Annotated in this window: 23 protein-coding genes and 2 pseudogenes; 1 reads left to right on the top strand and 24 read right to left on the bottom strand. The window is 33.2% G+C overall.

Annotation, left to right across the window (positions count from 1 at the left end; translation table 11 throughout):
- Positions 1–31 precede the first annotated feature (31 nt).
- The 16 genes and pseudogenes from BANA01_RS24895 to BANA01_RS24825 form a co-directional block, all read right to left on the bottom strand.
- Positions 32–367, bottom strand: coding sequence for an ArsR/SmtB family transcription factor (locus BANA01_RS24895; RefSeq protein ID WP_063255123.1), 336 nt, complete (start codon positions 365–367; stop codon positions 32–34).
- Positions 368–910: 543 nt separating this feature from the next.
- Positions 911–1,504: a dienelactone hydrolase family protein gene (locus BANA01_RS24890; protein ID WP_063255122.1), complete on the bottom strand. Its 594-nt coding sequence runs from the start codon at positions 1,502–1,504 to the stop codon at positions 911–913.
- Positions 1,505–1,546: 42 nt separating this feature from the next.
- Positions 1,547–2,005 (bottom strand): 2-thiouracil desulfurase family protein, encoded by a 459-nt coding sequence (locus BANA01_RS24885; protein WP_063255119.1) that lies wholly within the window; start codon positions 2,003–2,005, stop codon positions 1,547–1,549.
- A gap of 150 nt (positions 2,006–2,155) precedes the next feature.
- Positions 2,156–2,722, bottom strand: a complete 567-nt coding sequence (locus BANA01_RS24880) for a phosphatase PAP2 family protein (protein WP_063255117.1) — start codon at positions 2,720–2,722, stop codon at positions 2,156–2,158.
- Positions 2,723–2,895: 173 nt separating this feature from the next.
- Positions 2,896–4,971: a M56 family metallopeptidase gene (locus BANA01_RS24875; protein ID WP_063255116.1), complete on the bottom strand. Its 2,076-nt coding sequence runs from the start codon at positions 4,969–4,971 to the stop codon at positions 2,896–2,898.
- A gap of 2 nt (positions 4,972–4,973) precedes the next feature.
- Positions 4,974–5,375, bottom strand: coding sequence for a BlaI/MecI/CopY family transcriptional regulator (locus BANA01_RS24870; RefSeq protein WP_411835056.1), 402 nt, complete (start codon positions 5,373–5,375; stop codon positions 4,974–4,976).
- Positions 5,376–5,682: 307 nt separating this feature from the next.
- A complete protein-coding gene (locus BANA01_RS24865) occupies positions 5,683–6,489 on the bottom strand; it encodes an aldo/keto reductase (protein WP_063255114.1) in 807 nt (268 codons plus the stop codon).
- 162 nt (positions 6,490–6,651) lie between these two features.
- Positions 6,652–7,245: a kinase gene (locus tag BANA01_RS24860; protein WP_063255112.1), complete on the bottom strand. Its 594-nt coding sequence runs from the start codon at positions 7,243–7,245 to the stop codon at positions 6,652–6,654.
- 255 nt (positions 7,246–7,500) lie between these two features.
- Complete coding sequence (locus tag BANA01_RS30145) at positions 7,501–7,887, bottom strand: GNAT family N-acetyltransferase (RefSeq protein ID WP_420884248.1); 387 nt, start codon at positions 7,885–7,887, stop codon at positions 7,501–7,503.
- Between the two features lie 162 nt (positions 7,888–8,049).
- Positions 8,050–8,400, bottom strand: a pseudogene (locus BANA01_RS30460) (NUDIX hydrolase); the annotation flags it as partial.
- Between the two features lie 219 nt (positions 8,401–8,619).
- Positions 8,620–9,030, bottom strand: a complete 411-nt coding sequence (locus BANA01_RS24850; RefSeq protein WP_063255111.1) for a hypothetical protein — start codon at positions 9,028–9,030, stop codon at positions 8,620–8,622.
- Between the two features lie 146 nt (positions 9,031–9,176).
- Positions 9,177–9,515, bottom strand: coding sequence for a YolD-like family protein (locus BANA01_RS24845; protein ID WP_063255110.1), 339 nt, complete (start codon positions 9,513–9,515; stop codon positions 9,177–9,179).
- A 105-nt stretch (positions 9,516–9,620) separates the two neighbouring features.
- Positions 9,621–9,794: a hypothetical protein gene (locus tag BANA01_RS24840; protein ID WP_218008423.1), complete on the bottom strand. Its 174-nt coding sequence runs from the start codon at positions 9,792–9,794 to the stop codon at positions 9,621–9,623.
- Positions 9,795–10,064: 270 nt separating this feature from the next.
- Entirely contained in the window at positions 10,065–10,502 is a 438-nt protein-coding gene (locus BANA01_RS24835) for a VOC family protein (protein ID WP_063255108.1), read from the bottom strand.
- Between the two features lie 77 nt (positions 10,503–10,579).
- On the bottom strand, positions 10,580–11,065 hold the full coding sequence (locus tag BANA01_RS24830; protein ID WP_063255106.1) for a DinB family protein: 486 nt from the start codon (positions 11,063–11,065) through the stop codon (positions 10,580–10,582).
- A gap of 223 nt (positions 11,066–11,288) precedes the next feature.
- On the bottom strand, positions 11,289–11,696 hold the full coding sequence (locus BANA01_RS24825) for a GNAT family N-acetyltransferase (RefSeq protein WP_063255105.1): 408 nt from the start codon (positions 11,694–11,696) through the stop codon (positions 11,289–11,291).
- Positions 11,697–12,370: 674 nt separating this feature from the next.
- On the opposite strand from BANA01_RS24825, the gene BANA01_RS24820 reads away from it, so the two are divergent.
- Positions 12,371–13,267, top strand: coding sequence for a VanW family protein (locus tag BANA01_RS24820; RefSeq protein WP_063255104.1), 897 nt, complete (start codon positions 12,371–12,373; stop codon positions 13,265–13,267).
- 420 nt (positions 13,268–13,687) lie between these two features.
- On the opposite strand, the gene BANA01_RS24815 is transcribed toward BANA01_RS24820, so the two are convergent.
- From BANA01_RS24815 to BANA01_RS29315, 8 genes and pseudogenes are all read right to left on the bottom strand, one after another.
- Positions 13,688–14,221, bottom strand: a complete 534-nt coding sequence (locus BANA01_RS24815) for an HD-GYP domain-containing protein (protein ID WP_063255103.1) — start codon at positions 14,219–14,221, stop codon at positions 13,688–13,690.
- A 2,135-nt stretch (positions 14,222–16,356) separates the two neighbouring features.
- Positions 16,357–17,619, bottom strand: coding sequence for a glycoside hydrolase family 18 protein (locus BANA01_RS24805; RefSeq protein WP_063255100.1), 1,263 nt, complete (start codon positions 17,617–17,619; stop codon positions 16,357–16,359).
- A 399-nt stretch (positions 17,620–18,018) separates the two neighbouring features.
- The gene (locus tag BANA01_RS24800; RefSeq protein WP_063255099.1) at positions 18,019–18,429 is read right to left on the bottom strand and encodes a PAS domain S-box protein; all 411 of its coding nucleotides are present in this window, start codon (positions 18,427–18,429) and stop codon (positions 18,019–18,021) included.
- A gap of 281 nt (positions 18,430–18,710) precedes the next feature.
- Positions 18,711–20,042 (bottom strand): FtsW/RodA/SpoVE family cell cycle protein, encoded by a 1,332-nt coding sequence (locus tag BANA01_RS24795; protein ID WP_063255098.1) that lies wholly within the window; start codon positions 20,040–20,042, stop codon positions 18,711–18,713.
- Positions 20,039–20,473 carry a PadR family transcriptional regulator gene (locus BANA01_RS24790; RefSeq protein WP_063255096.1) on the bottom strand — a complete coding sequence of 145 codons (435 nt, stop codon included), beginning with the start codon at positions 20,471–20,473 and terminating at the stop codon, positions 20,039–20,041. The genes BANA01_RS24795 and BANA01_RS24790 overlap by 4 nt, the downstream gene beginning before the upstream one ends.
- Before the next feature lie 3 nt (positions 20,474–20,476).
- Entirely contained in the window at positions 20,477–21,028 is a 552-nt protein-coding gene (locus BANA01_RS24785; RefSeq protein WP_063255095.1) for a sigma-70 family RNA polymerase sigma factor, read from the bottom strand.
- An 841-nt stretch (positions 21,029–21,869) separates the two neighbouring features.
- Complete coding sequence (locus BANA01_RS24780; RefSeq protein ID WP_063255094.1) at positions 21,870–22,325, bottom strand: hypothetical protein; 456 nt, start codon at positions 22,323–22,325, stop codon at positions 21,870–21,872.
- Positions 22,326–22,692: 367 nt separating this feature from the next.
- Positions 22,693–23,144: pseudogene (locus tag BANA01_RS29315) on the bottom strand (phosphatase PAP2 family protein); the annotation flags it as partial.
- Positions 23,145–23,247: the final 103 nt, after the last annotated feature.

Below are 23,247 nucleotides of genomic sequence, written 5' to 3'. Positions count from 1 at the left end.
TCCTAATACTGTCTGTTTGAATTTCACCATTTCAATAAAAGTTCTGCATGAACTTATCAATATCCAACACAAGTGTTCTTAATAAACCTAATTCTGTACGTACATTAATATAATAAAAGTTTTTTGTCCCTTCTTTACGCATTAAAATAACACCGGCATCTCGTAAAACCTTAAGATGATGGGACACAGCAGGTCGAGAAAGATGTGTTTGTTCAGTGATTTCACCGACACGTAATCCTGTTTGACAATCCGTCCCCATTAGAACTAACAAGATCGATTGACGTGTTTCATCACCAATTGCCAATAGTACTTTTTGACAATTAATAAAATCCTCTTTGATCATTTTTAGTTGGTCCTGTTTATTCATTCAGTAAAATACCTCCAGTAATCAGTTTAATGGTTTAAGTTGATGAACCATATCGCTGAATACAACAATATACGATTGTTATGTTAGGTGCAATATTGAGAAAGCAAATCGAGACGAATACATCTTAGAGGGGAATCATCATTAACTTTTAATGTTCAGCAACTTAAAATAGGAGGATTTGTTTGTTGAGTGCTCTATGTAATAAAGCAACTTTAGTATTCCACTTGATCCATTAAATAAAATAAACACTAGATTAGTAATCTAGGGGTCTTCTAAAAAGAAATAGCCCTGAATCATATAGTCAATTTATTACGATTCAGGGGGTATTTCTTTTACTTGTCTATTTTATTTACTGTTACCTCATAAAATGGCCCGATTGTTGAACACAAGTTAATCACTACCACTATTCAACAAAACTGCCACATAAGTTCAAAAAGAAAGATGGACCGCCGTAGCTACCCATCTTTAACTCTTGCACCCGTTACTTTAAGTGTAATGTTTCACAATCTTTTTTTATCAGTTGAATAATAACCTTGTTTTGAATCAATGTTTCTTTAAGAAGTTTAGCATTTCATTGAAAGCGTTTTGGGATGATTTTTCATTAAATTTTGTAGAGTATGGGTCACTAAATCCGTGTTGTCCAACACATTTATAAATCTCGATATTCTTTTTATCTAAATTTGAAATTAACTCATCCACATTAAAGGATTGTTCCTCTTGGGGAAAAAATAAAATTGTAGGACATAGTGGCACTATTTGTGTATAATTCCTAATTCTTGAACCATAGTATCCCACAACCCCATTAACAACCTCTTCCTCACTACACAACCAAGCCACAGTTGCCCCAACACTAAATCCAATAATATATATTTTTTTGTATTCATTTTTAACACCTAATAATAAATTCTTTATTTTATGTACCGCGATAGAGAACCCTACATTCTCTATAAAATTGGAATAAGCAATCTTCTCTTCTGAATAATCAAATGGTTGTTCTCGTTCTATTAAGTTCGGACAGATAACGTCAAAGTCTTGTTTTGAAAATAAATCACAAAATTTTTTTATATGTTGATTAATACCATAGATTTCGTGTATCACAATAATCAAATTATCTGATTTTTTTAGCATCTGAAGTATTTTATTCCCCTTTTAAGTGTCTAAGCACAGTTAGTTGAATAATTAAAAGAAATTTTCAACAAATTGTTCTTCTGAAATTACTTGTAAACCATTTCTTTTAAGTAAGGCTGAAGTAACTCCATTTCCAACAATTTTCTTACCCTTAAATTCACCATTATAAATCATTGAACTACCACAGGAAGGGCTATTCTCCTTGAGAACAACTATTGTTGCGTTTATTTTTTTAGCTTTTTCTAAAGTAGCATAAGCTCCTTTTATGTACAGTTCGGTTACGTCTTCACCAGATTTTTCAACCACTTTAGCCTTTCCATCCAGTACATCTTCTCCGTCTCCGCCTACTATTTCAGCAGGTTCCCTTGGGGTTGAAAATCCCCCAAGCAGTTCGGGACAGATAGTAACAGCTTTATACTCTCCAACTAATTTACTTATCCTATTATCTAAGCTATGTGTACCGTTATACCTTACTTCTAATCCAGCTAAACAAGAACTGACCAAAATCATAAACTACACCTCAACTCAAATAAATCCATACATTGTCATCCTTATTGTACTAAACTGCTTCGTTAGTGAAGCAAGAAAAAAGCTGCCTCTATGACAGCTCCGCACTCCATTTACTAAGCATGAATAGAAAATTTATATTTCTACATTCTTTTATTCTCGTTGTCCTTGGAAAATTGGTCTTTCAATAAGTGAGGTTAAAGGTTTTAACTTGAATAAAAAATAATGTGTACATAATGCTATTATTATCCCATTTAATATCCCTGAAACTACATCAAATGGATAGTGTACCCCTACCCATATTCTTGAAAACGCTACTCCTAGTGCAAGAAAAAACCATAAATGCTTATAACGATATGATGATAACCACAATGTAAAAGCAATTACTATTGCAGATGTAGCATGGTCACTGGGAAAAGAAGAATTTGCAGAATGCTCTACGAGTTGAATAATCTCATGTGATACAAACGGTCTTTCCCTATAAATAAATAGCTCAATAAGTCTGTTTATTGAATAAGCCAAGGTAAATGCAAACATAGCCTGAAAAGCTATAACACGAAAATTGTTTTTGTTTAATAGCCACAACATCAAAATTAATAAAATAAAAGCATATTGAACATATTCGGCAAACAAAATCATGATTGTATCTAATAATGGATAATGTTGGACTTTACTATTAATTAAGTTAAACCAATCATAATCTATATCTATAAAATTCATTAAACAGTCCCCTTTAATGCATAACCTTTTTCCTCTACCTCTTTAAGATTATAACAAAATACTATAAATTACCAAATTTTTTTGAACTAACCTGACCCGTTATTGGAACAAGAAAAAAGCTGCCTCAATGACAGCTCTACACTTCATTTGCTTGATTAACAACTAACTTTTTACTAATTTTCTCCATTTAGGAATTTTTCTAATTCTTTAACGTGTTCCCCGTTCAACTGATGCGACACTCCAAACGTGTCGCCTTTGCCATTTTTATTCATTACCACGTCAAGGTCGTTCAATAATTGTTTTGTGTATTCAAATATACGTTTCAAATCATCGCTATATTCAACTGTTTCAATACCTTGTTGTTTCTGATATGAAATCGAATGTTTAAAGAGTGCTCCCGCTCCTAGCAACGTTCCCAGATTTGCAAAATCGTTATTATCTTCAACTGTATTAAAAAGAGGGGACTGTTTTCGGTATTCTTGCATTATTTGTTGGATATTCGAAAGATATTCGTTAATGTCGGTTGTATTCTTAAATTCTTTGGCTTGTCGTGCAATAAATAGTTTCGCACTTGGGTCGATTCTACTCGATTCTACTTCCACAATTTTATTATAGTTTTCTATATAATATTCCTTAAGTTCAGCAGGAAATCCCTGTTCGCCATATACATGCTTTTCTAATTCTATAACGTGTTCCCCGTCAAGCTGGTGCAACACTCCATATGTATTGCCTTTACCATTTTTATTAATTACCACATCAAGGTCGTTCAATAATTGTTTTAGGTATTCAAACACACTCATCCCTTGAACAATTTGCTCTGCTGTGGTACCACCTGTTCCTTCTTGGAATGAGAAGTTAATAATTGATCCCCATTGTATCAACCTTCGCAAATTTTCAAAATCGTAAGCTGCTTCAACTGTAGAATATCCTGTGTACTGATTAGCAAATTCTGACACTAATTGTTCGATCTTCGCATTATATTCATATCTGTCGTTTGTATTTTTAAGTTCTTCAGCTTGTTCTGCAATAAATTGTTTCATTCTTGGATTGAATTCATTCGATTCAGCTTCCGCAGTAGCTGTTTCTCTGGTTTCTGCTTGCCTTTCCTGCTTTACATTTGAATCATCTGCATGTGCATTTAGTAAGGATAGCGATGAAATAATCATCACTGCCACGATTCCAAGCATAGACCAACCATATGATTTCTTTTGAAATTTTTTAATCATTAAGATTCTCCTCTTTAAGGTTCTCTTATTTCTACTTAGATTTGCTAAACTTGGTATTTGATAATAATGCGAGTAGTGTTCTAAAAGACTGATAATGGTAAGTCCATATGAGGTTTTTTCCTCTTCTTCCATAAACGTGAGTGCACATGCATCACACGCAAGTTCCTGATCCTCCCTCATGAAAACATAGGAACACCATAAAATTGGGTTAAACCAATTTAAGATTAGTAAACTATGCATTAGCCAATTAACACCAACATCTCTTCGTTTAATGTGGGCTAACTCATGATAAAAAATATGTCGTAGTTGTTGATCAGTCAGTTTACTAATGTGAACATCTGACAGTAATATTCTTGGGCGGAAAAAACCCAGAACTGTCGGACTAGATATTTTACCCGCTAGCAGTAGTGGGATACTTTGCTGAATTGACATAGATTTCTTACAATTTTCGAATATGTTAAAAATCCTTTTATCTATAATAACTGGTTGCTGTTTTATGTATCTATATAATTGTAGATTAATTAGACAAGTTACAAATCCTAATACCATAACGCCCGTTAACCAAATGTATAATGCAATGGTATAGAAGGAAATTGATTCCTCCTTTTGCTTCTTACTAGGAGAAATTGGTGTGTCTGTAATTCTTTCCTTGGTTGTTTGTTGTGGAGCAGTGGGGTAGCGTCCCTCTTCTGTGACTGCCCTGGTGCCAGAAATACCCGAAGTTGTTTCTTGTATTAGTTCGTTTTCTAACGAAACTACAGATTTGCTTTGAACAGGAACAGCCTTTTCATAACTTATAGAAAGTATAGAAAAAATACTAAACGAACTACCTGGTGACCACGGGAGTATGAGCCGCACAATTAAAATCATCCAAAGTAGATAGTGCCACCTTGGGGTTAGCTTGTTTTTTAGTAAGATTTTAACACCTAAGATGAGTGCCACAAGTATACTTGCCATAATGGATGTTTCTATCACCCAGTCAAATAATCGAGGAAGATAAATGTCTAAAAAAATATCTATCATTTTTACCGATCCTTCCCCCGATTCTCTTCTGTCTTCTGATCAAGAATCCGTTTTAGTTCGTTAATTTCTTCCGTAGATAGTTTTTCTTCTTTTAAGAAATTTACAAGTAACGGTTTAAAGGCCGCACCATAAAAACGATTGAGTAAAGATTTTGTTTCTACTTGTAAATAACAATCTTGGGAAACCAAAGGAAAATATTCATACATACGCCCATTTTCTTGATGATAAGAAACCGCCTCTTTTTGTACCAATCTGTTAATAAGTGTTCGAATTGTTTTCGGTTTCCAGTCCATCATTAATTCAAGGTTTTCAATTACCTCATTCGCTGTTTGAGGGGATTTTGCCCAAAGAACTTTCATAATTTCCAATTCGGCTTCCGATATTTTAGGTAATTCTTTCATGATATAGTATGGCACCTCCAATATTACAAATGTAATCCACTATCTTATATTACATTTGTAATCCATCACTGTCAAAATATTTAGGGTATAGGTTTGAAATAAATTTGATTTACGCCACCGCTATTAAATAAGAGCAAGTTTTCAACAAATTTTGATAAACATGCTCTTTACATTTGTTATTGTTTGTTTCTTATTGCACTAAACTGCACCGTTAGTTCAATAAAAAACGGTACTACACCAATCTCATTGTTTTGAAAAAGTCAAAATCCTAGCGATATTATTCATATCACTAGGATGAAGGACTAACTAATTATAAGTTTTCAATTTTTTCTATATCTTCTGCAGATAATACAAAATCGAAAAGATCTATATTAGATGCTTGATTTTCACGGTTGTGAGATTTAGGAATAACAATCACACCGCGTTGGATTTGGTATTTTAATAAGACTTGTGCACCAGATTTTTTATAGGCTTTACCGATTTCATCCAAAACTTCATTTTGATGGGCTTCGGCTTTCATAGGTCCCCATGCAACAGGTGTAATGCCCTCGTCTTTTAATACGGCAAGTAATTCTTTGTTAGGTTCTTTTAAGTTAACTTGTATTTGGTTAACAGCTGGCTTCACTTTAGCGAATTCTTTCAATTCATCAATATGATTTTTTCCAAAGTTTGAAACGCCGATTGCTTTTAGTTTGCCCGCTTCGTAATATTCTTCAAAGACTTCCCAAGTGTTTTTAAGTTGTACTTTGTCTTCAATAGGGAAGTGAATAAGAAACAGGTCGAGATAGTCTGTTTGGAAGTTTTTTAGACTGTTATCGATAGCTGCTCGAGTAGCTTCCTTTGAAGAAATATATTCTTCGCTAGCTGGAACCTTTGTCGTAATGAATAACTCTTCTCGAGGCACTGTGCTTTCTGCTAATCCTCTTCCGACAAGTTCTTCGTTACGATACATGATGGCTGCGTCTATTGAACGGTAACCCAACTCAAGTGCTGATACGAGTTCAGGAATTTCATTTGTTAACGCCCCATTATACTCGTTATTTTCTTTTCCATAAGTATTTGTGCCTGTACCTACAATTGGCATTTTTAACCCATTATTAAGCGTTATGTATTCCATATTTTTAAGCTCTCCCTCTGTATACTCTATTACTTTACTTACAAAGTACATCATAACAAATTATAGAATTTTCAAAAAGTAGTTTAAGAGGATGCATTAATCTTATTTAGGTCAACTAACCCGTTTGTTTAAGTGTTAGATTTCGCAAAATTTGATTTTAATTTAATTTTGAATGACTAAATCGGCTTGTTCCTTTGGCGATACTATTTCCATATAATAATCTTCTGCTCTCCAGTATCTCTTTTCAAATTTTTCAATGTTTTTTTGTGTTTCATCGCTTTCACGTTTAAATCTTTTAATTTTCGGACAATCCAAGTAAATCATATAATCGTAAAATCTTCTCCACTCTCTACGTTGCAGAAATACTCCTTCAATTATAATGAAACAAGTATCAGGTATCGTAACCACCTGCAGTTTTTGTGTATCAGAGTTATAATCATAATTCTTCAAGTGTAGTTCCTTAGATACCTTCAGTTCTTTGAATAGATTATGTTTTAACAATTCTGCATCCCATTGCAAATGGTAATACTCATACCACTCTTCAAAATTAGTATTGTACCGCCTTTTTCTCTCAACAATGTAGTCGTCTATATGAAATATACAAACTGAAATGTTTTTTTCTTGAAGATGATGTTCAATTTTTTTTGCAAATGTTGTTTTTCCAGAACGACTTAACCCGTCTATTCCAAGAACAATTTTTTGACCTTTTTCTATTTTCGGAAGTTCATTGAATATAGTTAGTATTTTACCTTCCAAAGACTTCACACCCTATATTAAAATTAATACTATTACTTCAATACCCATTTTCATTGCACTAACCTGACCATTATTTCAATAAAAAAAAGCAGTCCCTCATTATTTACGATTTTTCTCGTTTCTCAGTCTACTTAGTACGTTCGTAACCCAATCCTTTAATTTATTAAAAGGAGAATACTAATTATGGTTATCCAGCCAAATATGTCATCAAAATCATGCACCCGTTCGTATGCTTATATTCTCTGTTTGCATGATTTATTTTAATGTCCACTCATAGTGAATATCAGGTAAATTTTCTTCGTTTTCGTCTCCTCTACCAATGATCGTAAATCCATTCTTTTCATAAAATCGTTGTGCGTTTTCATTTACTTCAAATGTATATAATGTTAATCTCCCACTTGATTGTTCTTTTACCTTTTGAAGGAATGTTTGCCCTATGCCCATTCCCTGATATCCAGTATGAATATAAAGTTGGCTTATCTCTTTTTCATTATAGGCAACTATTCCCACTACTTTTTCATCCATTAACGCTAAATCTATTTGATACTGTTTGGGTAATATATGATTTAAAAAATGAACATGGCTTTCAAAACTATGATTTTCCTTCTGTCCAATAGCCCGTTCCTTACTATCCCGCCACATTTCCACTGTTTGTTCAGCGTACTTTGGAATATACGGAGTGATTATGAATTTTTGTTTGTTCACTACTTGTTTATGAAATACATTAATAGGATGGTAACTTTTATTAACAAGAGAATATGCTATTTGTTTTATAACGCTTGGATTGCGAAGTGAATCATCGTTAGACTTTACTAAATCACTCACCTTCACCCAGGTACTATCTATGATTTCATCTTCTACAAGATTTATGGAACCCCCAGTGACCTGCCCTATAAAATGAAACATAATAACTTGGTCTTGAGAACTGCTTATAAAGTTATAAATACCAGTTGTATAAGTTAGTTCAACATCTAGTCCTGTCTCCTCTTTCACTTCCCTTCTCGCTGCATAAAGGATGTCTTCTCCCGTCTCAACTTGCCCACCTGGAAAATTCCATTTATTTCTTACATCCGATTTGTTTTCTTTAATCATTAAGACTTCTTCATCTTTTATTATTGAAACACTAACAACTAAAACAATCTGGTTTGCAGTCATTTTTTCTCCTCTGTGTTTATATATGTTGTTTATTCTCAACTACCTTTTCGCTTCCGATTAGCCATTTTCCTTCTTCAACAAACTTGAACCGTTGCTCAAAATAAAAAAAAGACCGCAGCAGCGATCATTCTTGATATTTATAAAATTCCTGAATAACCCCATTCGAACCCAACAATAAATTTTTACCTATTATCACAAACGATATTGAACCTTTTGAGACTATGTTGGTTGAACAACACAAATTACATGAGCCATACATATTTCTTTGATAAAATCCCTAATAATCTCAATCTTATCACCGCTACACGGCTGCATTCGGACGATAACCGGGGTTCCATTCTCATCTTTACTCCATACTAATGTTGGACACTGATAAACATTACCGTTTTCATCCCAAGACATAAACATGTGAGCGAGTTGTTCCAATTGATTTATAGTGGCAAGACTGTAGTTACTCTCTAAACCCTGACAAAAATTATCTGCTATTTCAAATGGTGTATTTACTGGTGTGTAAGTATAAACTAAATTAGCTGCAGCATCGTAATTATTACTGGCAATCTGACTTCTAAGTTCTTGACATTGTGAACCTTCACATTGAGTTAATTGTTGTGGACAATTTCTCAAACCCATCCAAATCACCTCGTCTTTTATTAATAGTCTATACAAGTATAGAGACAAGTGTTTGTGTGTTTGGCATACAATTAAACAGATATTCAAATTAGTTGAATAAATAGTGCCAACCCATCTAAGGTTGACTTAAAAGCTGAGATGTTAGCTCAATTCAAAACTTTCACTCCAATTACATCATCGAATGCCACCCTTTCAAATTCCCCAGACTTTAGTACAATCCGCAGCTCATGCGTGATAGGATCGACATAATGAACACGACCAGTAATGTCGTGCGTAAATCCGTCCTCCCATACTGTTACCTTTACCGCATGATTGTATTCTGTTGCGTATGCTATACGCAGGTCGAACTCTTCCGTCTGATGTTCGTCTATTATTGGCTTTGCAGTCCGAGCTTGATCCCTAAACATCGCGCTAGTCATTTCAAAAGCTAGCGGTAAGAATGAAGCTGGCTGCCATTTCATTTTACCACGGTCACGAATGGCCATTTCGTATCATCTCCTCGGTATCATTACACACGAACAAACGTTCTTTAGATGAACAAAAAAATAAGACCAACCTATAAGTGGTCTTCGTTTTCTGCTTCAACGAACTTATTCCTTTGAAGCGTACAGAGGATTTGCAGCTCTCACCAAGTCTGCATATTCCACTTTTAACTCTTCAAATGCTTTCAATACATTCACAGGAATATCAACGTGTGCAATATAATTTTTTCCGTTAGGACCATATCCATTCTCATCATCTAATAATCTTGGAATTTCTCCCATCAATAGAAAAATATACATTTTGATGTCCCACATACCCCATATATCTGAAGGTTCAATCGTTACTTGACAAAGTATCAATATCTCTTTTTCCAAGAAAGTCACTTAATATATTTATATTTTCTGCAGTTTTATATAAATCCATTTAATGACCTCCATAAATAAAATACAATTTTCTCATTCAATCTTTTGCACAATAAAAATAATCAACAATAAGGTTCATTCATCCTAGAAAGTAACAAAGATTCGTCCTTTCATTGTAATTAACATTCCTTATTTGATTTGCTCAGCTAACTCCAAAATAATTCCCTCTGGACCACGAACGTAGCATAATTTATAACTTTCTTCATATTGCTGGATCTCACTAAAGATTTCTGTACCCTTCTTTTTCAATTTGGCAACAACAGCTTCAATATCTTCAACTGTAAATGCAATATGTCGGATACCCAGTGTATTTGCAAGGGGTTGCCGGTTATCTCCTTCATCTGACGGCGAATAAAATTTGATTAGCTCGATCCAAGTCTGACCGTCTGCCATTCCCAATCCTACACACGCTACTTTAACGTCATTAAGCCCAACTGCATATCCCATTAACTCTCCTTCCATTTCCCATTCCCCTTTGACCTCAAGTCCAAAATTGAGAAAAAACTCTTTAGCAGCAGAGAGATCATTTACGATTACACCCACATGATCTATTCTTTGGATCTTCATATTTCATACCTCCTACGTTCCTGTTATTTTGCATGTATTAATATACTGAAACCGACTAAATTATTTTCTACATTGAATTATTTATTGGAATAAGAGGAAAGGCCCCGACCAATAAGATTTGCAGAAACAGGCTTTTTTCCGATTTCTCTTGCCCAAATTGATAATTGTCCTATATGATGAATTTCACGAGCAATGGTATGTCGCATGATTTCACCCCAAGTATCCGTCACAATTCTTCTATCTGGTAAGGTATCGTAAAATAAACGATTTTCCATACTAGTATCCCAGTTGTTTACAAAGTTTTCTACTTCTAAATGAAATTGAGCATCCAATTTTCGAACCTTATTCAAGCTTTTATAACCATCGAAACTCTCCTGAAAGTCAGATTTACCTTGTAAGAGACGTATCCAGCTCCATTCGACATCAACTATATGGAAAAGTGTGTGCAATATACTTCCCATTCCACCCATTCGGTTTTGCAGAAATTCTTCTTCACTTAAGTCTTCACACCAACTATACCAGTCTTCTCTAACTATCCAGTTATATCTAAAAAAAATTTGCAAAAAAGCCACTCCCCATTAAAAAATTATTGAACTGAAAAAATACTATTAAAGCTACGCTAAACATTGTTAAATATCACCATTTATATAAATATAGATTGAAGTCCTTCTTTAACTAACGCACCCCGATAGTTTGAGTGTAATTCTTCACAATCTAATTTGGCTTTCTTTTATCATTTATAAATGAAAAGACATGGCGTTTTTAACTCCCGATTGTAGTATATATTTATTTAATTAAGAGTGACCAAACAGTAAGTTTTTTTTGGGGAATAGAACGTTTTTCCATAGTTTTAAAGCCAAAATGTTCATATAATCCTACATTTAATGGAGTAGTGGTTTCGGTGTAAACCGGTATATTTTTCATTTGTGCTTCTGAAATAAAGGGAGCTATTAATTTTGTAGATAAACCTTTCCCTTTAAAATCAGGGTCAACTCCAATTGATTCTAATTTAAAATGGATATTTGGAGCATACTTCTTCTCCAAAGTTGTGAAAGATGAAAATACAGAAGAAACTTTAAAAAGTTTGAAAGCAAACGGAGAAAAGAACAATTTTATCAAAGGAAATATAACTATTAAGGATGATTTTGTTTTAGAATTAACATTTTCCTTATGAGGAATAGCCCAATAGCCCATACTGCAACTGCTTGAAGGGGATAACCAACACCATATACGTTTTTTTTATTGATAAAAACACTAAGAAATACTCGGAAAAACTTTTCTAAATACTTCCTCCTATTTTTCTCATTACTATATAAATATACCCAAAGTGGATCATAAAAAAAGGCTTTCCTCATTACATCAACTGCATTGGGTAAATCATTATGTGAAAGAAGACGTATTTCACTTGATTCCATTATTACTTACCTCATCCATTTTTTATTAGTATCTTAACTGTTCCAAAAAAATTTTCCCCATAAACCTGTTCTTAACTATAAAAACATTAAAGATACAATTTACAAACTGCTATTTGGAGTATCATAATTATTGAACTTCTACTTGAAGAGATGTTCTATAATATGTCCCTTTAATGGAATTTAGGATTTATTTGAGGTTTCTTTAACGTTGTTTGTGTGCTCTTTGACAAGGTTCAAATTATTCAAATTCAAAATAAAAGTCTATAATTAAATTCCTTATTTTATAAACCTGCCCCGTTTGCTGAACAAGCAAAAATACCGCCGCAGCAATCATCTTTAACTATTGCACCCATTAGTCTAAATACCCTTCGGAAATTTGCTTAATAAAAGTATAGCTAGCGTTACATATAATAGAGATTTTTATTCATAATTATATTAGGGAGGTTTAAACATATGAATTTTAGTGGGTTGTTTGGATTAATAATTTTATCTCAACAAATGATTATGCCAGGAAATATAGTAATCACTAATAACGGAAAACCTATCTCAGTTTATAACCGTAATTACTTTTCGAGTCACTCTGTATTCCCCCTTATTGATACAGAAAAGTTTAATACTTTAATGGAACAGATTGATCAGCAGCTTATTATAAACCCTAAAAATGCAATGATAGACATGAATGGAAATATTATACCCGAACAAGTCGGTTATCGTTTAGATCGCCAAGTTTTCACAGAAAAGATTTTGTCTGCCTATTTTAATAATAATTCAACAGAATTAGAGGTCCCATTACAAGCCATTTATCCAGGGATCGACAGTGAATTACTTGGAAATATTAGAGCTGAAAAAATTGGGGAATATATAACATTCTTCAATTCCAATAACAAGAAGAGAAACAAAAATATTTTACTTGCAGCAAAAGCCATTGATAATTATGTTCTGTTTCCAGGTGAAATGTTTTCTTTTAATAAAGTGGTTGGTGAAAGAACAGCAGGAAAAGGATATATGCCTGCTACTGTGATCGTTAAAGGGGAATTTTCAGAAGACTTTGGCGGTGGAATTTGTCAAGTTTCATCTACCCTTTTTAATGCAGTTGATAATGCAGGATTACATGTTGTTCAACGTTATTCACACAGTAGAGAGGTTTCATATGTACCGCCAAAGAGAGATGCAACTGTTAGTTGGAATGGACCTGATTTAATCTTCAAAAATGAATACAATCAACCTATACTCATTATTGCAAAAACGTTAGAAAACAAAATAAAAATAGAACTTTATTCTTCTGATGTAATCTCATATAATCCTAAGGAAGTTCCGTACCTTCCTTATAAACAACATCTCCCTAAGTAATGATTTACTTGGGGATTTTTTTGTTTCTATCATGAAAGGTACTGGTTTTACTATCCTTCATCATTTGCAAAATTTAAAAGAAACGATGCAATGAACCCATATTTGCTCATATAATCCGAAATCAAAATGTATATATTATCTTTAAAATAAATTGAATTACCAGTTAAGTTTGAAATTATTTAATTGAACTAAAGACCTTATTATGTTTGGGAACGACCCAAAAAACACCCTTTATGGCAGCTATTTCTTAAAAAAAAATCTCTTTAGGATAAATTATCAACAATTTATCATTTATTAAGAGTATTCAAAAAAGCATTTACAACATCATTATCATATTGAATTCCCTTATTTTTTCTAATCTCATTTATCGCATAATCTTTTGTTCGACCTTCCCTATAAATTCGGTTTGAGGTCATTGCGTCAAATGAATCTGCAAATATCATGAAGAAGCCCACCAATATAAATATCTTCTTTTTGCTTTTTTGACAGTCCCATCTCTTCTGCAATTATTAATGAATATCGCGCTACTTTTTCCGAATGATTTGCAGTATAGGGATCCTTTGAGTCTAATGTTTTGGCAAGTACCCGTATTAGTTGAATAACATTATTTCTTTCTCTAATATTTTTTTTAATTAGTAATGTTGTAGTAAATGATAGTAAAAAATATGCTCCCCATTGGATTACGAATCCTTGCCATTCCGGAAAACCGTTAGGGTTAAAATAGAAATGGGGTATGGTTATAAGAAGGCTTAAAAAAAATTGATGCCATGTATTCCAGAAAGCGAATCCTGTAAGAATCATTAACAAAATGTAACCTGGGACAAAGGTTCTTTCATAAATAATATTGCCATCAATAAACAAATGAATAGGTAGACAAATGAATAAAATAATACGAAAGTAAATCGACTTTCCTAGTAGGTTCTCATAACTACCTACTTTTATTGAAGAAATCACTAACATCCTCCTAGTTGTCAATAATGTACTTAAAAATTATAACTCCTCATTTAGGAAATTCCAACATTATTAACCACATTTGGGTGAGGTATCCATTAAACTATTGAGTTTCTTTAGCACGATAAAAAGCCGCCATACCGGCAGCTTCCCTTGCATTCACAGTTTCTTAATTAGAAAACCTTTTGTATTTATCATAAAGGTATTGAAATCCGTATAAGAAAAAAGCCTTGTAAAAAAAATATAAAAAGAAATGAATTTCGTTAAATTTAACGAGTCTATATAGTTTTATTTTTGTAAATAACCTTGTCAGTGGAAATACAAAAATTATATCACCTATAGCATTTAATATAATAAACTTCTTAAAATTCCCATATGACCATTTTAATATCCATAATGCGATGGCTAACATCGGACCTATAAGGAATGGAAATTCATTTCTAATAAAGGATTGGGGTTTGTTATAAAAAGCCCACCACCTACGTCGTTTCCCAATGAGAGCGTCTAAGCTACACAATAACACAGCAAAAATTGAGGCAGGTAAAAATCTCTTGATACTACGAAACCCCAACAGAGGTATAGTAATCCAAGAGATTATTATCATTGTAAGATTTAATAACGAATGATTTTTTGAAGACATAATAACCCCCCACCTTTCTCCACTAGAATTCTTAATTTTTATTATGTCTTGAAAGGTATTATTTTATATAGGGGCAGATTAAGTCAGCCTCTTGGGACGTTTGCATATCAACCAAGTAAGTGGATAGACTTACAACAAGAGCAAGACAGCCACCTTTCGTGAAGTGCCAAACTCTAAATGGAATAAGTCTTGCTCGGTTAATTTGTTATTAACTTTACTTTCGTATATGCTTAATTAGGAGCCAATTCGTACTTTCATGAAGATTGACCCTGTATAAAGTAATATGATTGGCTCTTTTTGTGTATAAAAAAATACATTAAACACCATAATATAAACACCTAGCTTCCCCTCTACCGAGCTTGGAAATCTAATTTGATGTGCTATCCATCCCTAGCTGCCTGGGATGGATTCTTCATTTAAGCAAGATCTTATTAGATAGAAATTTTTAAAAAAACCTAGACGATTTTAGATAGTTGACAGATAATACTAAAGTAGCTTGCTACTCCTTAGCAAGTTGCTAGTATTATTTCACTAGAGCTGTCCATTTTCGGGCAGCTCTTTTAACGTCATTTAATTTTAATAAAAACGCCAAATAGTACAGTCGCTTTTAAAGCTTGCACATACCATATTTTGAGTGCATAGTTTTCCTGTTCCCTCCAACTGAGAGATACCTTTCGAGGTATCTTTTTTTTGTAAAATTCAAACCATACTCCGCTCTTACCCATTCATTAAATTCTTTCTTGCATATTATTAACGTAGGTAAAAGTCATATAACCAGCCTACGTGAACCGCACTTGTTGCGGTTTTTTTAAAATTAAAAAGCACCAATTACATGAGCGCCTTTTTTGCAGTTACAATTAAAGCAACCTTACTTAAGTTTGAAATATTATCTCCATATCGAAAATCATCTATCATATCACTAATGTTGTACCATTCTTCTAGACCATCACAATTATCAAGTTTACGAACTATTTCATAAATCTTATAAGCTAAATCAATTACACTATTTTCTTCTTCAAGTATCCTTTTAGAGTGGATACTGCGAAATAAAAAACGATAACAATATTAAGTTAGTAAAACGTTCTGACCTTACACCATTAGAATAAGCAGCAATCATATTTCTGATTTGAAAACCATTAAGCACTCTTTTTACGAGTGCTTTTTTATTTGTAACAAAGGTCATTTGGTAATGTAAATTCCTAATTCAAATCTGTCCAGTTATCTGAATAACAAAAAGTATAGCCGTAGATTACTTTTATAACACTTGCACCCGTTCGTTAAATAAGAAAAGGGACGCTTATTCCACAATCGCGCCCATTGTGGAAAATTAGCATTAAAGGAGCACAGTCTGGAAAATGAGGATTTACACGATAAGAATTTTGATAATAGTCTTATAAAACATTATGACCAATAGGCCTTACTCTATTGAGTAATAAACTTTATAAGAGTTTTAGACGTCTTTAAACATGTGTCCAAATAAAAAATGAATTATCTAATATTATACCTTCCTTATGGTAAAAAACTTTGTCAAAAGCCAAGGCCCTGGCGTAAATCCTAGTGTTAACTGCCATGCGCCTAACCCTTGTAAATCATACTCTCGAATTAATATCATTTTTTCACTCATACTTCTGACGTCCTCGAACCAAACCTCACGTAATTGTCCTTCCTGATCTCTATATCGAAAGAATGGAGATTTATATTCCTCCGAATATTGTACAGGCGACTGGTACCTTATTGCTGTTTCAATGGCGCTCTGGTTTGATATAGCTGGTGCAGCTGTCCCTGGTCTATATGGGATTATCCAATCATAGCCGTATAAAGGCACGCCGATAATAATTTTCCTATGTGGAACAAATCTTATGGCAAATTCAACTGTTCTTCGTACTTCTGTAAGAGGAGCTACTGGTCCTGGTTCGCTCCCTGCATGGTGAAAATCATAAGCCATGATAAACATAAAATCCACTACTGAACCGATTCCTCCGTAATCATACCCCTTAAGCCAAGGAATTTCTTCGCTTGTTTTTGCGGGAAGAGCAATGGTTAACGTCCGTTCTAATGGCCGTAAACGATCCCTCAATTCGCGTAAAAAACCTGTAAACAGATCTCTGTCCTCAGCCAAGACACGTTCAAAGTCAATATTAACGCCGCCATACCCCTTATTTGTTACTAAATATGTTATATTATTAACAAGATTTGTCCTTGCGGTAGGATTATTTAACACTTGATGAACCAATTCAGGACTAAAACCCTCAGACGTCAAATTGGTAACCGTTGCAAGCGGTCTTACCCGATGACTCCAAGTTGTTTGAATAGCAGTCAGGTCATTTAAGGTGTTAGCGATATCCCCATTACTAGTAATGTGGTATTCAAAAATCGATATAGATGTACTATAAGGGGCAAAATCCCTAATTAAATTCTGGTCCAATTCTGGGGTTCTAACTACGTAAAAACCCAGTGTAGAGGCAAGGTAATTCGATATATTTGGAATCGTTAGTTTGATTCCTGCTTGTAATGAATACGGATTTATTAGGGGATTGGCTGCCTTTAATTGCTCTAAGGGAACAAATGCTTTTCTTGCAATACTAATTAGCGTGTCGCCCGGCTGAACAGTATATATATAAAGTGGAATAAGAAGAGCCAGACCTGGAACCACATTCGTCTCTGTTAAACCATTGGTACTACGTATCTGATTAATAGAAGAATCATACCTTCTACTTATTGAGAATAAAGATTCACCTGGCTGAACTATGTGAATAAACATTTTCAATCCCCCAATACTTCATTTATCATTTGACTCGAAGAAACTCCAAATTTGGGATTACTATGTATAATAATATTAACTTTTCTGCCTATATATGCTGTTATCATGTCGGTATTATAGGTGGATAAAATTGGTTGGGTGGGAAGTTAAGTTTATATAGGGGTAAGTGGCATCTATTGGGATTCCTTCACTTTGATTAATTAAGGTTACTGATATTACATGTAATAAGGAGAAAGCCAGACTCTCTGTCCAATTATATCTTCCACAATCTGGCCCGATTATGGACAAGTTAATAATTTCTTCTTCAACTAACCTGCTTCGTTAATTGAATAAGAAAAGGAGCTTCCGCAATAACTCCTTTGTTTCACTCTGCCACACGTTAGTTGAAGTACAAAATAATTATCTTTTTGATTGGTTATTTGCTTTTGCCAAAACACCTACAAATTCACCATCAACAATAATTGGAGTTTTCGTTATATGAATTTCTATACGTTGCCCATTTTTATTAATTATTTCACAGTCAAAACATTGAATATTACCTTCAACTGTTTTTAGAAAGTGATTATAAACTTTATCTATGTCATCTAAAGAAACTAATTTTAGGAAACTTAGTGTTTGTGCTTCCTCAGCCGTGTACCCTGACAGGCTTGTACAAGTTTGATTTAAGAAAATTAAATATCCGTTAAATTCAATCACGAAAATAGAATCCTGGCTCTCTAAAAGTGAATTATTATTTTTTGTAAATTCCTTAATAAAAACTTCTAACAGCTCTCTCTTCTTTATTCTTGCCTGACCTATATTGGATACCATTTTGATTATCAGTCCTTAAATATCTTTATAAAAAAGTATTTTTCTTATATTATATAAACTCATTATGGAAAGTCAGTTATATATAAAGATATTTAATATAATTGTAAAATAATTCATTTTCCAATTTGACTTATAGATGTTAATATTTTCTTCAACTTTTCTGCCCGTTAGTGAAAAAGCGTTCCTGCTTATTAAGAAACGCACCCGATAGTTCAATAAGGGAATGGCGACAACTATTACTTTAGCTGTCGCCCTTTTTATCAGCAATTACATGTTCGACTTTAACTTTTAATTTCATCTGCAATCGTGGGTTCTACAAGATCTTTTCTTCGATAAACATTTAAAATGAGTCCTAAAACAGCAGCGTAAAAGAGTATCGCACTGCCTCCATAACTAATAAAAGGCAGAGAAACCCCCATTATAGGCACGACTCCAAAGCTCATCAAGATGTTCCAGGTAGTAGGAACCGCAAACAATGTAGCACCACCTATTACGATCAATCTCCCATAGAGGTCCTTTGTTTTAAACGCATTTTTTGAGATCCTTGAAATAAATATCAGTAGGATCAAACATAGAACCAATCCGAAAGCCCAACCAAGAGAATAGACGAGGAAGGGAAAAGCAAAATCTGTATGTGCTTCTGGTAACAATTGAAAATTCAACTCGTTGGAAAGTCCGTTACCGAACCATCCCGCTTCTGAAAGGACATTCCTAACCGCCTTATACATATATCCTGCTCCATTTGAATCGGCAGTAGGGTTTATAAAAGCAGATAATCTAGTTAACAAATAACTTTGACGTGAGGTCATGTAGAACATGATAATGAAAATAATACCAGCCAATAGATTTGTTAGGGTCAGATTTACAGCTAATTTCTTATGGATTCGAGCGAAAGCAAACATCCCAAGTATGCAGAAGAAGTAAATAATACTAACCATAAAGTCTGGCACCATCATGTAGAGCGAGATGGGAATCCAAAATAAAACAAAAAGTAAACCTTGTTTTTTCCAACTACGAAACTCATTTATTTTGTTAAAAATACCAGCCCAAGCAAGAAAAAAGAAAAATAAGCTCATCATGGTTCCATCGACCGTCAGGCCTAGGAGGGAAACCCACTTCTTTGCTCCGTTGGTCATAATTCCAAAAAGATGAAGATATATATGGATCAATAGGCCTATCGCATAAAAGTATATCCATCCATTCTTTAATTTTTGGTAATCAAAGAAAAGGAATCCAATGATTACAAGAATAGCCAGGGTGTACCAAATCGCCTGTCTCCCCATAAAATAGGTACCTGATAGGGAAAATTCAGGAATCCCATCAACTAACGGGAGAAAACTAATACCAGCAAAAAGAACAAATAAAACAATTAGAACCCAATCCATTTTCGGCTTATGTAGGGGATTTAATCTCTCCCCAATGGTAAATGGATTTCCCATTTCTTGAATCGCCTTTTCCTCTGCATCCTCTTTAGAAAACCCTCTCTTTTTGTAAGATTGACTTAACTCTTGCAGATGATGAATAAGCTCTTTTTTTATCATGTTGTGGGCTTCCTTTGATTTCACTTTGGACGTTACTTTACTTAAAAATTCTTCAAATTTGGGAGAACTCATAAGGACGCCTCCTCTAGTAAGTGTTTAAGGGATAACTCTTGTTTTGATTTATCTTGTTTATAGGTAGCTAAGTATTTTTCCCCTTTGGAATTTAAGGAGTAATATTTCTTTTTGTTTATCCATTTTGAAGTAAGAATTTCTTTATTTTCTAGTAGATGTAGAAGTGAATAAAGCTGCCCTTCATTTTTTTGGAAAGTACGTTCATTTTTTTGAAAAAGTTGGGTAGAAATATTGTAGCCATCCTTTGATTCATGCTGAACCGATTCTAATATAGCTATGATGGTTTCTATCTTCCAAGAATGAAATTGTGATTGAGATTGTCTCATACGAATGGATTCTTTCACCGCATTTTTTCTCTCATTGGAAAAAGAAAAATCCTTGAAAATTGATTTTTTCATCGAACTCTTCAGGTTAGTAAATGGATCATTCATCTCCTAAACCTCCTCGATCATCTTGTCTTTTAATAATTCTTTTGCACGCTTTAATCTAGTTTTTATTGTATTTATATTTACTGTCGTAATCTTACTTATTTCGGTTAAAGATAGTTCTTCATAATAATGCAGAAATACTACTTCTCTGTACTTTAGAGGTAAATTCATGACAGCATTTGTTAAGATGTTTTCTTCACTATTCGCGATAATCTCTTCTTCAACCTGTTTTGATTTCGAAGGTATATAATCCAAAATTTTATCGCTAAGCGTTATTTTGCGATAATGCCAGCTTCTTAAGTAGTCCTTACAATGATTACTAGCAATACGATATACCCATGTTTTTAGTGTTGCCTGCTGATTAAACTGATTTAACTTTTCATAACATTTTAAAAATATCTCCTGCGTTAAATCTTCTGCTGTCGTTCGATTTTTAACATATGTATATACGAGATGCAGGATATCATCGCTATATTCTTGCATTAATTGATCAATTATTTCCTCTCTCTCAAGCAACATACTTTCATCTGTCACCGCCAGTTGTTTTAGTCCATTCATCTTGTTATCACCCTCTCACATATAATAGACGTAGCTAACCTTCATTTGGTTTGAAAAAATATTGGATTTTTATGACCTTCTATAATCTAAGGTATAAATGGAAAAAGGACCAACCTCTTATCGGATTGTTCCAGAATGTTGTATGTAGGTTAGATGGCTTATAATACTACTTATTCGATTAATAATACCTTACTTCTCAGAAGGAACTGCAAGTACAACAGCTCCTAAATTCAGAATTACTTATCGGCGTAAATCTGCGTTTTCCTGACGCTACCCCTTTTTTAACTATCCTGCTTCGTTTGTTCAATAAGAAAGACGATTACCTTTAATCAGTAATCGCCCTCGGTTTATTCATAAACCGCTTGATTTTCTATTGTTTCGTCTTTACTTTTGTTTATAATTATTTTTTTACCTGCAGCTTCTACTCCTTAACATCCATAGTTGTCTTAATTAGCAACCCTTTTGTATTTATCAGAAAGGTATTGAAATCCATATAAGAAAAAAGCCTTGTAAAAGAAATATAAGAAAAAATGAATTTCGTTAAATTTAAGAGTCTATATAGTTTTATTTTTGTAAATAACCTTTTCATTGGTAATACAAAAATTGTATCCCTAATAACATTTAATATGATAAACTTCTTAAAATTTCCATATGAGTAATTTGATTAGCTCTTTTTTTAGTATAAAAAATCCCTTTATTACATACTAAAAACACTTAGCTCTCGTACAAGCTTGGTAAAAAATATTTGGTGTGCTCCATCCCTATCTGCCCAGGGATGAATTCATTTAGACATAGAAAAAGCACCCCTTTTTATGAGCGCCTTTACTGCTGTCGATATTCTTCAATCATTTATTCTACCCAATGAATAACTCTTGAATATAAATTCTTTTAGCAACAATCCTAATGTAATACCAAAAATCATGGTGCTGAGAATATGTGAATAATAATCATTGATAGGTCTAATATCGATATACTTACCTTCTATTAATGTTGTGAATAATAGTTCACATACTAACCAGGCAAATAAACTACTTACGGTCGTTTTTATAACCAAATGGCATGATCCAAACTTTTCAAATATAAAGTAAAGTAAGACTGCAAAAACACTACTAACTAAAAAATCAACCATTAATCCTATAGTAAATACAGGTCTGTTAAATGTAATAATAAGACTTGATAATTCATAAATACTAAACTTTCCGAAGCCAAAATGTACAAATATCCTTGAAACAATCTCTCCTGGTATTGTTGAAAGTACACCTAATATACCTATTCCTAACATCCTATCTTGGATCATATCATCATTCCTTAATCTTAAGTAAACAAATTTGGTATTTAAATTATTTATAATTTTGTACGTGATAAAGGACGAAACTTTTATATTTTAAACATTAGACACCAGCCTACCTAATAAAATTATAGTACCCACTTCTTATTAAACTATTCTGTCCAATTAGTTGAATAAAAGACCCGCTGAAAATGGCAGCCAAACTTTAAGTAACTCTCCTCTTTAGTTGAACAAAGGAACGTTTAGTATTAAGGTAAAGGAACATGAAAGTAAATAATAAAAAATGCAGTAAATAAAAACGAAACAACCCAAGCAGGAATAGGTTTAAAGTAATGATATCTTAACATAACAACACATAAGAAATTAAAGGCAACTGACCACCAATAATTCCAACTGTTATGTGTACCCCTACCCATATTCTTGAAAACGCTACTCCTAATGCAAGAAAAAACCATATATGCTTATAACGATATGATGATAACCACAGTGTAAAAGCAATTACTATTGCAGATGTAGCATGGTCACTTGGAAAAGAAGAATTTGCAGAATGCTCTACGAGTTGAATAATCTCATTTGATTCAAACGGTCTCTCCCTATAAATGAATAGCTCAATAAGTCTGTTTGTTGAATATGCCAAGGTAAATGCAAACTTAGCCTGAAAAGCTATAACACGAAAATTGTCTTTGTTTAATAGCCACAACATCAAAATCAATAAAATAAAGGCATATTGAATAATTCGGCAAACAAAATCATAAGTGTATCTAATAATCTATAATTTTGAACATTACTATTAATCAAATTAAACCATTCATAATCTATATCTATCAATTACATTAAACAGTTCCCTTTAATGCTTAACCTTTTTTCCTCTACCTCTTTAAGATTACAACAAAACACCATAAATTACCAAAACCTTTTGAACTAACCTGCT

Origin of the sequence: Neobacillus niacini NBRC 15566 (assembly GCF_001591505.1) — a bacterium.
In the GTDB taxonomy this organism is placed as follows: domain Bacteria; phylum Bacillota; class Bacilli; order Bacillales; family Cytobacillaceae; genus Neobacillus; species Neobacillus niacini.
The sequence above is the reverse complement of the archived record's forward strand: the minus strand, read 5'-3'. Positions and strand labels throughout refer to the sequence as shown.